Origin of the sequence: Bartonella sp. CL100XZDX, from assembly GCF_042195375.1 — a bacterium.
Classification (GTDB): Bacteria; Pseudomonadota; Alphaproteobacteria; order Rhizobiales; family Rhizobiaceae; genus Bartonella.
This window is the reverse complement of the sequence record NZ_JBHIOH010000041.1, coordinates 1-13,147: the sequence shown is the minus strand read 5'-3', so window position 1 is coordinate 13,147 and position 13,147 is coordinate 1. Positions and strand designations below refer to the sequence as shown.

Sequence of the window (13,147 nt, the reverse complement as noted above, 5' to 3'; positions counted from 1 at the left end):
CTATCTTTTAAAAAGTTTCCTCAGCTTATTTACTCACAAATTTCCTTTTATAAAAACAATGATCTTATTTAAAAAACAGAAAAAAATTGCGTAATATTCTACAAATAAAGCAACTATTTTAATAATCTAAAGAAAACAAAAACTCCATTTTCTGTAGCCACTATAAAAGCCCCTTTTCCAATGAAATTGTCTTGATCTTGCCAAGCTTTTTACAAAAATGCTTAAAAAATGTAATAAACTGCCATTACACCTTAAGATGCATTTTCCTTTGATATAGCTTTTTTCTCTTCAGAGATACTCATATCTTCTTTCGTTGTCGTTTTAGATTTAGACTTTTGTGGTGTTTTTGCTTTAGCATTAAGTTTTGATTTTTTTTCTGCAATCGGCTCACCTTTAACGCGCACATCAGCTAATGTTGAGCGAATAACACGAATATTTATACTCTCACCAATTTCAACCTCTAACTCACCACTCTCGTCGTGAACCTTCGTAACCTTGCCGATAATACCACCACCCGTTATAACTGTATCACCACGACGTACTGCATTAAGCATTTCTTGGCGTTTTTTCATTTGGGCACGCTGTGGACGAATGATAAAAAAATACATAATTGCAAAAATTAAAATGAATGGGACAGCGTTAGCAAATGAAATTCCACCGGAAACATCGCCTGCAACTTGAGCATAAGCGTTCGTAATAAACATTTTTATCTCCTATAGTTAAACCTCAGGTATTTCCCACTCTATTAAAATGAAATTCCGATACAGAAAAAATTCCTAAAGAATTTATCATAAAAAGCAATAACTACATAATCTAATCACAGCTTTACAAAAATACAATAAATCCTTAAGAGGCAGAATACCAAAATACAATGAGAAAAATCTTAAAAAATAGATTCACTTTCCCCTATTGTATATCCTACAATATAAATCTTTTCACTAACTCAATAAATTATACAAGATAATTTTTCTAATGAACAAACTTTAATTTATATAGATAATTTATCGTTTTTGATATCGAACGACAGATCTAAATACAATAAAACGCTCTTATTTCAAACCTTCTGAATTAATCAAAACGATTTTCTTGCACGTCACACATATGAAATGAGCCTGTAGATAAAAACTTTTTAAGAAAGGCGTGAAATATTTTTTTCATGCTTCTCTCAAATGCAAGAGCAATTGGAACACTCAAAGCTGACAAATAGTATGATACTATTGTCTTACACTTTCATAAATACAAAGATAGTGATATCTAACGCCCCCACGAACTACTCTCCTGAAACCAATGATTTTTTGCTGCAATGTTATTGATTTAAGAAAATCAATTGTTTTTCATGAATTTTCTATAAACTGTAAGACTATTCAAATGTAAAAGTCATCAATAAATTAGTTTTCTAAATATTTAAGGGGATCAACAGGTAATGAATTCTTACGCATCTCAAAATAGACACGTGGCGTTTTAACATTTCCTGAAACACCAGATTTAGCAATCTCATCACCGCGCCTTATCCTTTGTCCTTTGTTAACAACAAGCTTACTATTACATCCATAAATAGTGATAATATCATGTTCATGTCGAATCATCACAACATTACCAAGCTCTTTTAATCCATCTCCCGCGTAAATAACCACACCATTTTCTGCCGCCTTTACCGAAGACCCTTCAGGCACTGCAATATCTATTCCTCGATTCATTACTGTTCCCTTTTTTTGACCGAACTGGCTTAATAAACGCCCTCGTACTGGCCAACGCATCTTAGAAATTCCTGTGGCTTGCGGAGTCGTCATATTATCTGTATTCGTAACAGTACTTGACAAACCAGTCTCATGTTTCAATTGCGTCATCTGTTTAGAAAAATTTTTCTCAGAACTTGATTTGTTCATCTTTGCAGAGGGTGGCGTTGTTACAGGAGCTTTATATATAGGAGAGGACTTCTTGTTTTTTATAGAGGACATCACTTGAGATTGGGATGTAGATTCTGTAGTTGACACTGCCCAATCGTTATTATTGTGTGCATTTGAAGCTGCTAATGTACGCCTGCTTGGAACAACCAGTACCTGACCGATATAAATGGAATTGCTGTTTATACCATTTGCTAATTTTAATGCCTCAACACTAACCCCTACTTGTCGTGCAATACTGAGCAGTGTATCTCCACTCTGGACAATATAAGAATTCCGCCGAAAAATAGGAGATTTATCCTTTTGTGAACGAGAAAGTGTTCCAAGATTACGTGGAGGGGAGCCCATAACGCGACCATCAGAAGAAGTTATCCTATCTTGATGTGGAAAATTATAGGGAGAATTGTCATCTCCCCACGAATCATCACCTGATTCCACAGGTGGCAATTCAGTGCTTTGTATCATACCACTACCGTATGATAGCATTCGCGGGTCTGTATACATAGTGCTTGATATATTTGATTGAGATGATACCGTACGATGAGAGAACGTATTGGAAAAACGCTGTGTACCAGAACTACAACCAGCAACAATAGTTACCACCGCTAACAAAGTTATTCTCTGAAAATTATGCTGGAAAATATTATCCAAAGCTTTTAGATACATCGTTTTGCTCACTCATCAATAATCAACTCACTCCATTAAAGCTTTTTTAAATTACCGAAGAGTTAAAATGAGATGTTTTATTCATAAATATCTTTATATAAGATCAAAATGAATTTAACGTAGACAATTTGCAGAAACTTCTTAGCTTTTAAAAATTAAAGTATCTCCGCAATGCCTTTAATAAAAGGTTGGTAACGCACTTGGAACAGTTCTAAACACTCAAATCGACTACCAATTTTTGTATAGCGCGTCACCGTTTGTACCCCTTCGTCAGGTCCTATCGCCTGAATGAGAATTCCATTTTCAGCTAAAAGTTCTAAAAATTCCTTTGGTTCATCAAAACGTGATGGCCAAATAAGAATGCGATCAAATGATCCTAAGCCTGTCACACTATGACTTCCATCAATCTGCCTTATAACAATATTTTCAATTCCTAAAGTTTGAAATTTTTGGCGTGCTAAATCAACAAGCGTTTTATAACGATCAATCGTTGTCACGCGGTCACTCAGACATGCCATAAGAGCAGTACAAAAACCAGATCCTGTACCAATTTCTAAGACACGATGCCTTTTTTTCAACGATAATGCCGAAAGAATTAAGAGTTGTTCTTCCAAACGTTCCATATATTCACCACACTCAAGGGGAATAACTTTATTATCATAAGCACTATTGAACCAAGGAGCAGCAACAAACTGTTGACGCGGAATTTTCTCTAATGCCGAAAAAAATCGCACGTCATCAATGCCTTTGCTACGCATTTTCAGTACAAGAGCGGCTAACTCCTCACGAAATTGTAAAATACCCTTTTGCCCCATAGTATCATTCAATCTCCAATGGAGGTACACTTTTATCATACTGACAAACTGCTTCTTTTAAAATGGCAAAAACTTGCGTCTGTGTATCATCACCTCTTGGCAATAAACGCATATTGTCTCTCCTTTCGTAAAATTAAGCAGTAATACAGCGCATGCCTCCCATATAAGGTTGTAAAACATCTGGAATAATAATTGATCCATCAGCCTGTTGATAATTTTCAAGTACGGCAATAAGACAACGTCCAACAGCCGTACCAGAACCATTAAGGCTATGAACAAAATGCAATTTTTTATCGCCTTCTTTACGATAGCGCGCATTCATACGACGACCTTGAAAATCTCCACAAACTGAACAGCTAGAAATTTCACGATAACATTCTTGACCAGGAAGCCAAACCTCGATGTCATAGGTTTTACGCGCTGCAAACCCCATATCACCCGTAGAAAGAACCACTGTGCGAAAAGGCAAACCAAGCCGCTTTAATATATCTTCTGCACATTCCGTCATACGTTCTAATTCAATTAAAGACTGCTCTTCACTGGTAATCGAGACCATTTCAACTTTCCAAAATTGATGCTGACGCAACATACCGCGCGTATCACGACCGGCTGCTCCCGCCTCTGAACGAAAACAGGGAGATAAAGAAGAAAATCGCAGTGGTAAATCTGATATTTCAAGAATTTCATCGTTGACCAAATTGGTTAATGGCACTTCTGCTGTGGAAATAAGCCATCGACCATCTGTTGTACGAAAAAGGTCTTCAGCAAATTTCGGTAATTGTGCTGCTCCGTAAACAATTTCATCACGAACAAGAAGAGGTATTGAGACTTCTGTGTAACCATTCTCATTGACATGCACATCAAGCATAAACTGGCCTAATGCTCGTTCTAGCCGTGCTAATGCCCCTGAAAGTACTGTAAAACGTGTTCCAGACAAACGACTAGCTCGTTCAAAATTCATCTGCTTGAGATCTTGACCAAGATCAAAATGTTCCTTTGGTGTAAAATTAAATGTTGGAGGTGTACCAAAATGTCGAATGACGACATTATCACTTTCATCTTTACCTTCTGGAACATCATCTAATGGAATATTTGGAAGTGCTGAAAGAATTTTCTCAAGACTCTCCGTCAGCTGTTTTTCTTCCACTGTTGCAGAGGAAAGAAAAGCTTTAATCTCTTCAACTTCAGCTCTAAGACGTTCAGCCATTTGCTGATCCGATACCGCTAAAGCCTGTCCTATTTCCTTTGAAACAGCATTGCGACGTTCCTGCGCCAATTGCACCTTAGCAATATGCGACCGACGTGCAAGATCAAGTTGTATTAACCTTTCAGCTTGTGGCTCAAGACCTCTACTTACGAGTGCTTTATCTAATTTCTCAGGATTGTCACGAATCCACTTAATATCAAGCATAAAAATTCCTCATTTATATTGTTTTATTCATTCCTTATCGCATAAGATTATACACTTTTCTTAAGCGGATTTTCTTCTCTTTTCTATACTGTAAGCAATTAAAATTGAAATCTCGTAAAGTGCTATCGTTGGTAAAGCCACTGCAAACATCGTAAAAAAATCCGACGGCGTTATGATTGCCGCAATAATAAAAGAGAGCAAAATAGCCCATTTTCGTTTAGACGCCAAATCATAAGACGTTAAAAATCCAATTTTTGTTAAAAGACTGATGACAAGAGGTAATTGAAAAATCAAACCAAAAATTAGGATAAACGATGTCATAAAGCCCAAATAATCAGAAATACGCACTATAAACTCTATTTTTAAATGAACATCTGGAAGAAATTGTTGAGAAAGGCTAAACCATAGTATTATTGGCGCTAATAGACTATAAACAAACGCTCCCCCAATACAAAATAAAATAGGCCCCCCAATGAGAAATGGTAAAAAAGCCATCCGCTCATTTTTATAAAGCCCTGGTGCAATAAAACTATAAAACTGAAAAGCCGTATAGGGAAAAGATAAAATAATTCCCCCAAAAGCAGAAAGCTTCATCTTCGTTAAAAAAGTTTCCCATACTTGCGTTGATTGCAAACGAATACCCTCAGGATTACCCCCTGCTATTTTCATTGCCCACTGATATGGCCATAGTAAAAAATTTAAGATATAATCTTTAACAAGAAAACACATCATAAAAGCGATCATAAATGCAACCAAGGCAGCAATAATTCGCTGACGAAGTTCAATTAAATGTTCTAAAAGTGGTGCCATATGGGCATCAACTTCATCTTTCTTAACATTCATGACATATCTTCTTTATCTTTAGAAGCAATAGATACTGTCGTATCTTTATTGGTTACGTTTTGATCGCATTCCAAAATTTCTTTATCTTTTTTTGATTTATGGTGTGTTGCCTTAACATCCAAATTATCGTGGATATCTTCTAATATATTTTGAGTGGGATCAAAAGTTTCTGCCAACTTCTTGCTTGAATCGCTAATATCCGAACATACTTTTTGCAAATCATCGCGCTCGATTTGTTTTATTACATCATCAAACTGATGACGAAGTTCATTTGCTGTTGAATACACATACGCTCTTATCTTTGCTACTGTCTTTAATATTTTAGGTAAATCTTTCGGTCCAACGACAATGATGAGAACAAGTAAGATTACGATAAACTCTGGTCCGTCAATCCCAAACATCTCTTAATTCGACTTTCTCATCAAAAAATAATGCACAATGATGATTGCGTTTTTGTTACTGTTTTTTAGCAACAGATGTTTTGCTTTTTTTAGAAGCAGAAGAAACCTTTCTGCGCGCTGTTGCATGTTTTACCGATAACGGCTGAGATTGTTGAGATTCTACATCAATTATTTGGGAAGTAGGAGCCATTTCAACTTTATCCTCAATGCTGTCATCTCCTTCCTTCATATTTTTTTTGAAGGCTTTAATTCCCTTAGCAACATCGCCCATTAATTCAGAAATTTTACCGCGACCGAAAAGCACAAAGATAATCAATAAAATTATAATTAAATGCGTTGGTGAAAAAATATTACCCATTACTCTCTCTAACTTATGCTTTTNCTTATGCTTTTAAATTTGATTTCATTTATTCATGCTTCCTCTGAAGAATGTATCAAAATAATATCTTACTTGTATATTTTCTTCTTAACTTAAAAACAATTACACGCTTTTATTGCAAAAGAACTTTTTATCCTCTCATCCCTTTTTAGCGTACTATAACACAAACCATTCAACAATGATAAACCGCCTCATACAAAATTCAAAACACTTAAAAACTTTTCTAAAATAACTTCATCTGATCTCCTAGGTTACTCATCTTCCTGTAAATACTATAGCTAATGTCTCTCCTTTTACACAATGTTTTACGTATCATTACAAACATTTCCGTCAAATTATCCTTTACTGATAAAGATCATAACATGTTGTAAAACACTTTACGTATTCAATTAAAAAATTCAGAAAGAAAAATCTCTAAAAAACTTTCTTAACACATCATCAGTCTCTTCAAAAACTATCATCTTACGCACAACATTTATTCTTTGCGTTGGGGTAGGAATTTTATCATTCATTATTCTATGTACAATACGAAATATGAGCCATCATCGCGTTCAGTTAAATATCTGGCGTGTAAATAAAAACTATTAGCGGAAAGAGTAAAAATGCACTTTATGAACTAACTCAAGTGCCAAGAGGTATGGCAATACTGCTAAAAAATAAAAAAGGTACCAGCTTGCACCTTTATTCAGAAAATACCTCCATATAACTAGCTCTCTAAGCCACTGTATGCTCTAACTATTACACGTCTCCGGATTCTGGGCATGCGTTCTCATAATATCATGTGTTTAACCTATCTCAGTATTGAAAACAGAATGGGCATGGATAGAAAATTACATTCAATCAAAAGCATGGTATCGAAGCATAATCCATATAAAAAGAATTTCTTATCCTAGCCTTTTTTATAAGATTACCTCATAAAGCCGCTCGATAATATAGTGTTAGAGATAGATAAACCTATTTACTTTAGTTTAAAATTCCTCATTTTTATTGAGATCGCTTGCAGAGCACATATCAATTTTCAAAAGTTTTATTTTAGCATCATACACAATAACCTAGCTATTTAGCGTGTATAATGTAAAGCTTTGGCTCTGCTTAAAGCAATGAGATTCATTCACACTTTTACAAAAATCTATCACTATAACACCAGCACTTTATTGCTCTATCCATAATTTTACGCTCGCTAAAAAAACTTATAAATGTAACAATGTTTTTATCAAGCATTTGAAATTCTTTAATCTTTAAACAAGAAAATTTATGAATGAATTTGAAAGATACCCTTCAATTTTTCAAAAAACTTCACTAATATTCTCGTTAATTGAGTGTTTTTTATAGTCTTCCTGGAAGAGTCCGCGATCATAAAGAAAAATCTCTTACAACATAAATATCTCTATTGAAATGTTTGATCTCTTCTTGTCTATCTTTCATATAAAAAATTTAAAATTTTAACGATTAATCTCATAATATAAAAATAGCCTTGTGAATAAATGCTCCGATGACATTAATATTTTTTCTGTAGTGTATAATGTGGGAGTGAGGGTATTGTTTGATTTCTATAAGAATATTTTTATGGATATCAATTCTATTATTCTATGCTAATAATCCGGTACAGTTATACATATGATAGAGTTTACTCCATGAATTATCGGCATATTTATCATGCTGGCAATTTTGCTGATGTTTTTAAACACATTATTGTCACTCGCATTGTAGAATATCTCAAACGCAAAGAAAAAGCTTTTCGCGTTATAGATACGCATGCTGGAATCGGTATTTATGACCTTTCTTCTTTAGAAGCACATAAAACAGGAGAGTGTCGCGAAGGTGTCCAACGACTTTTTTCAACTCCTATCCCAGAAGATTTAAGAACACTCCTTTGTCCATGGTGTGATATCATTGATGCCCTCAATAAAGGGGAAAAAGAAATTGTATTTTATCCTGGATCTCCTGTTCTTATTCGTCAATTATTACGGAAACAAGATCGCCTCACCGCAATAGAATTGCACAATGAAGATTATCATATTTTAGCAAAAAACTTTGCAGGAGATTATCAGACAAAAGTTCTGCATTTAGATGGTTGGCTTTCCTTAAATGCTCATGTACCACCAAAAGAAAAACGTGGGTTTATCCTTGTTGACCCTCCCTTTGAAAAAACTGGAGAGTTTTCCCGCCTTATTGATGGATTAACGAAAGCCTATCGTCGCTTTTCTGGAGGAATCTACGCTTTATGGTATCCTGTTAAATATGACAAAGAAATTGAAAGTTTTCTTCACGCGCTTTATCAAACCGGAATTCCTAAGATTCTACAGCTTGAAATGCGTATCCGAAAAAGTTCAAGTCCACCGACAATGAATGGAAGTGGTATGATTATTATTAACCCTCCCTACCTTTTGGAAGAAGAAATGAAAAAACTCAGCCCCTTTCTTATCAACCGTCTTGGACAAGATGAAAATGCCCAAATAACGCATAAGTGGCTTCAAAAAGAACATCTATTATGTTAGACTTTTCTCTATATTTTTTCTAAATCAAATATCATGTTGTAAAATACAAAGGCATTAAATGATAAAGTTCTTTGATTCTTTGGATAATACCAACATATTATAATGGTAAGCTAATAACGATCAGCGTGAATTAATTTTTTTCCTTTTAGAAAGTCTATCCTCTTAATCATCACGGATTTCCTATTCCAATCATTTTAATGGATAAATTAGGCAAATTCATAAAGCTGTCTTAGAATAACAACTCTCATATTTTTTATGAAAGATCGGCTCTCTAAAATCATACTCTTATGCTATAAGATATTATTTATAGAAAAAAATTATAAAGACATAAATAATCATTATTTAATAAAAAAGAATATTTCATATATTAAACAAACAACATATTTGTAATAAACGGAATGGTCCTGAAAAATAATACAAATTGTCCGCAAAATGAACGGGAAAAACTTTCTTTTCTCTCTAATATTACATGGCATAATGCTAATCAAAGCTATGAGAAAAATCAATTCCAAGGTATCAAGTTCATACAAGAGTTTGTTAGACACCTTCCGCATAAGCCAGGGGTTTACCGGATGATTGGTGAAAATGGTGATATTCTCTATGTTGGAAAAGCTCGTAATCTCAAAAAACGTGTTTCAAACTATACACGTGAACAAGGACACAATAATCGTATTACCCGCATGATTCGTGCAACATATCATATGGAGTTTATCGTCACCCATACAGAAACAGAAGCACTCCTTTTAGAAGCCAATCTCATCAAAAGATTGCATCCACATTTTAATGTACTCCTACGTGATGATAAAAGTTTTCCTTATATTATGATTACAGATGATCATCGAGTGCCTGCACTTTACAAACATCGTGGTGCTCGAATACGAAAAGCTCACTATTTTGGTCCTTTTGCTTCTGCTGGTGCAGTGACACAAACAGTTCATGTTTTACAACGCGTCTTTTTATTACGAACCTGTACTGATTCAGTTTTTGAAAACCGTACACGCCCCTGCTTGCTTTATCAAATTAAGCGATGTTCTGCACCTTGTACTCATGAAATTAGTGACAGTGATTATAAAGAACTGGTGAAAGGAGCAAAAGCATTCCTTTCGGGAAAAGATCAATCTATTAAAAGCGATATGGTTCAAGCTATGCATAAAGCCGCTGAAAATCTCGATTTTGAACAAGCAGCTTCCTATCGTGACCGCTTATCAGCCCTTTCTCACATACAAAGCCATCAAGGTATTAATCCTCAAACGATAAAAGAAGCGGATGTATTTGCAATTGCGCAAAAAGAAGGAATGACCTGTATTCAAGTGTTCTTTTTTCGCATGGGGCAAAATTGGGGAAACCGTGCCTATTTCCCTAAAGCAGATCCCTCTTTTTCCCGCACTGAAATTTTAGCGAGTTTTCTTGCCCAATTTTACGATGATAAACCACTTCCTAAAAGCATCCTTTTATCTGAAGAAATTGAAGAAAAGACACTTCTTACAGAGGCATTTAGTCTCAAAGCAAATCACAAAGTGTCCCTCTCTTTACCTAAACAAGGTGAACGAAAAACTCTTGTTAATCGTGCCTATCTCAATGCTCATGAAGCACTTGAACATAAGCTTTCTGAAACAGCCACCCATACAAAATTGCTTCAAGGTCTTGCTAAAACATTCCAACTACCTGTTCCTCCACGCCGGATAGAAGTCTATGACAATTCTCATATCATGGGAACAAATGCTGTAGGGGCTATGATTGTTGCTGGTCAAATGGGATTTATTAAAAATCAATATCGAAAATTCAACATTCGCTCAACAGATATCACGCCTGGCGATGATTTTGGCATGATGAAAGAAGTGATTAAACGAAGATTTTCACGCCTTATCAAAGAGTATGATCTGCCAAATAGAAGTCATGACATAAAAGATGATGATCTTTTTCCCATTTGGCCTGACCTTATCTTAATCGATGGTGGTGAAGGACAAATCAACAGCGTACATGCAATACTTGCTGAATTACAATTAAATGATCTCTTCACAGTTGTTGGAATCGCCAAAGGTGTTGACCGTCATGCGGGACGTGAACGATTTTTTATAAAAGGTATCCCCCCCTTTACACTTCCTCCACGTGATCCTATCCTCTATTTTTTGCAACGTCTGCGTGATGAAGCACACCGTTTTGCGATTGGAACTCATAGGATAAAACGAAAAAAAGCAACATTCAAAAACCCACTTGATGAAATCGAAAATATCGGTCCGACAAGAAAGCGTGCATTGCTTCATCATTTTGGAAGTGCCAAAGCTGTTGCTAGTGCCTCATTTGAAGATTTAAAAAAAGTTACGGGAATTTCTATGACAATTGCACAAAAAATTCATAACCATTTTCATGAAAAATAGGCTTGTTTCATAACCTTCGACTTGTTACGTTAAGGAAATATATTCTCTTTCACAAGAATTAAAAATGGCTCCATGAAAAATCATACTTTTTCTTTTCCAAATATTTTAACTTATGCACGAATTGTTGCAGTCCCAATGGTTGTTGCATGCTTTTTTTTAGAAGGGCGACTACAATCAAGTGATATCACTCGCTGGATTGCTGTTTCCATTTTTATCGTTGCATCCATTACTGACTTTCTTGACGGTTACCTTGCTCGTATTTGGGAACAAACATCCAATATTGGTCGCATGTTAGATCCAATTGCCGATAAACTTCTCGTCTCTGCTTGTTTGCTCTTGCTTGCCGCAGACAGTACCATCGCTGGGTGGACACTATGGGCAGCTATTATCATTCTTTGCAGAGAAATTCTTGTATCAGGATTACGTGAATATTTGGCTGAGTTAAAAGTTAGTGTTCCTGTCTCTCGTCTTGCAAAATGGAAAACTTTTGTACAAATGATCGCTATTGTATTTCTTTTAGCTGGACCAGCCGGTAATAAAATTTTCCCTTACACAGTAGAGTTTGGCATTACTATGCTGTGGATTTCTGCCCTCCTTACATTGTGGACAGGGTGGGATTATTTTCGTGCAGGTTTAAAACACGTTATCCTATGAAGAGTATGGAGATTTATAATGATAATTTATCTTTTTGTACTTAAATAAGAGATAAGAACAGCATAAGATTGATTTATTTTTATTAATGATAAACCAATCAAGCACTTTTTGCACATTACAAGTAAGGGTGGTATATAGATAAAAGCTCTTCAAAAAAGAGTAAATAGGCTTTATATTTTCGTAAAAGCAGCTGTAATATTAAAAGCTAAAAAACAATTAATGCTCCATATGCTTTCAAAAAAGTCTATAATCTTATAAGCAAAAAACCGAAATATAGTGTTTCGGATTTTTGCTTCTTATATACGCTTTATTATTATAAACGCTTTATTAACCAACAATTTCTATCTCAGAAAACCAAAAGGCGATTTCTGTTTTTGCCGTTTCAGCACTATCGGATCCATGGACAGAATTTTCGCCAATCGATAAAGCATGAACCTTACGAATTGTCCCTTCTTCTGCATCACTAGGATTCGTAGCCCCCATTACTTCACGGTTTTTAGCTATTGCATTTTCGCCTTCCAAAACTTGTACAACGGTTGGACCAGAAGACATGAATTCAACCAATTCACTAAAAAAAGGGCGTTCTTTATGAATAGCATAAAATTTTTCAGCCTCACGTTTGCTCATCCAAACACGTTTAGACGCAATAACACGTAGCTCCGCATCCTCAAGCATTTTAGTAATTGCGCCAGTCAAATTACGACGGGTTGCATCTGGTTTAATCATCGAAAAAGTACGCTCTAAAGCCATTTACTCACCTTTATTTCATTTATAACATTCTCTGACTGTTTCTATAGCGAGCAAGGAGCCCTTTGCCAAGTGACTCTGCAAAAATCTACACAAATTCTCAAAATATAGAATGAATTATAAAGAAAACTTTAATAAAAATACCTGCAACCGCTCATCCCATCATAAAGATGCGCTACCGACTCTCAATAAATATTGAACCTTCTTTCATAATCTTAAATGCTTCCCATCAAAATTATCATTTAAGCAATAAAAAGTCATAAGAAAAAACTCACATGCAAAAAATATATCTTTTTGAAAGCCTTCTTCTTTAAAGAGGACGAACCTAGACACTTGGTTTGAAAATCCTTCTACACACATTGAGATCAATTAAAAAATAACCATATACTTAGAAACTATAGCGTACACCTATAATTCCCTGAAGGGACTGTTTTGTTTTACGCCCTTTAAT

At 35.1% G+C, this 13,147-nt stretch carries 11 protein-coding genes; 3 read left to right on the top strand and 8 right to left on the bottom strand.

Translation table 11 applies throughout. From position 1 onward, the window contains the following. Positions 1 to 251 precede the first annotated feature (251 nt). The 7 genes from yajC to tatA form a co-directional block, all read right to left on the bottom strand. On the bottom strand, positions 252 to 704 hold the full coding sequence (gene yajC / locus ACFILU_RS03890) for a preprotein translocase subunit YajC (protein WP_273791134.1): 453 nt from the start codon (positions 702 to 704) through the stop codon (positions 252 to 254). Positions 705 to 1,388: 684 nt separating this feature from the next. Beyond that, positions 1,389 to 2,570: a peptidoglycan DD-metalloendopeptidase family protein gene (locus ACFILU_RS03885; protein ID WP_375674831.1), complete on the bottom strand. Its 1,182-nt coding sequence runs from the start codon at positions 2,568 to 2,570 to the stop codon at positions 1,389 to 1,391. Positions 2,571 to 2,725: 155 nt separating this feature from the next. Further along, complete coding sequence (locus tag ACFILU_RS03880) at positions 2,726 to 3,385, bottom strand: protein-L-isoaspartate(D-aspartate) O-methyltransferase (protein WP_273791164.1); 660 nt, start codon at positions 3,383 to 3,385, stop codon at positions 2,726 to 2,728. 133 nt (positions 3,386 to 3,518) lie between these two features. Further along, positions 3,519 to 4,796 carry a serine--tRNA ligase gene (serS, locus tag ACFILU_RS03875; RefSeq protein WP_375631757.1) on the bottom strand — a complete coding sequence of 426 codons (1,278 nt, stop codon included), beginning with the start codon at positions 4,794 to 4,796 and terminating at the stop codon, positions 3,519 to 3,521. A 60-nt stretch (positions 4,797 to 4,856) separates the two neighbouring features. Further along, positions 4,857 to 5,639 (bottom strand): twin-arginine translocase subunit TatC, encoded by a 783-nt coding sequence (tatC, locus tag ACFILU_RS03870; RefSeq protein WP_375674829.1) that lies wholly within the window; start codon positions 5,637 to 5,639, stop codon positions 4,857 to 4,859. Beyond that, positions 5,636 to 6,040, bottom strand: coding sequence for a twin-arginine translocase subunit TatB (locus tag ACFILU_RS03865; protein ID WP_375674827.1), 405 nt, complete (start codon positions 6,038 to 6,040; stop codon positions 5,636 to 5,638). The genes tatC and ACFILU_RS03865 overlap by 4 nt, the downstream gene beginning before the upstream one ends. A 55-nt stretch (positions 6,041 to 6,095) precedes the next feature. Then, positions 6,096 to 6,398, bottom strand: coding sequence for a twin-arginine translocase TatA/TatE family subunit (tatA, locus tag ACFILU_RS03860; protein WP_375674825.1), 303 nt, complete (start codon positions 6,396 to 6,398; stop codon positions 6,096 to 6,098). 1,655 nt (positions 6,399 to 8,053) lie between these two features. Between tatA and ACFILU_RS03855 the strand changes: the two genes are divergently transcribed. From ACFILU_RS03855 to pgsA, 3 genes are all read left to right on the top strand, one after another. Next, complete coding sequence (locus ACFILU_RS03855) at positions 8,054 to 8,917, top strand: 23S rRNA (adenine(2030)-N(6))-methyltransferase RlmJ (protein WP_375612916.1); 864 nt, start codon at positions 8,054 to 8,056, stop codon at positions 8,915 to 8,917. Positions 8,918 to 9,315: 398 nt separating this feature from the next. Beyond that, the gene (gene uvrC, locus ACFILU_RS03850) at positions 9,316 to 11,295 is read left to right on the top strand and encodes an excinuclease ABC subunit UvrC (protein ID WP_375664873.1); all 1,980 of its coding nucleotides are present in this window, start codon (positions 9,316 to 9,318) and stop codon (positions 11,293 to 11,295) included. 72 nt (positions 11,296 to 11,367) lie between these two features. Beyond that, a complete protein-coding gene (gene pgsA / locus ACFILU_RS03845) occupies positions 11,368 to 11,949 on the top strand; it encodes a CDP-diacylglycerol--glycerol-3-phosphate 3-phosphatidyltransferase (protein WP_273723320.1) in 582 nt (193 codons plus the stop codon). A gap of 327 nt (positions 11,950 to 12,276) precedes the next feature. Here pgsA and ndk read toward each other — a convergent pair whose 3' ends face one another. Beyond that, entirely contained in the window at positions 12,277 to 12,699 is a 423-nt protein-coding gene (gene ndk, locus ACFILU_RS03840) for a nucleoside-diphosphate kinase (protein ID WP_375631370.1), read from the bottom strand. Positions 12,700 to 13,147 lie beyond the last annotated feature (448 nt).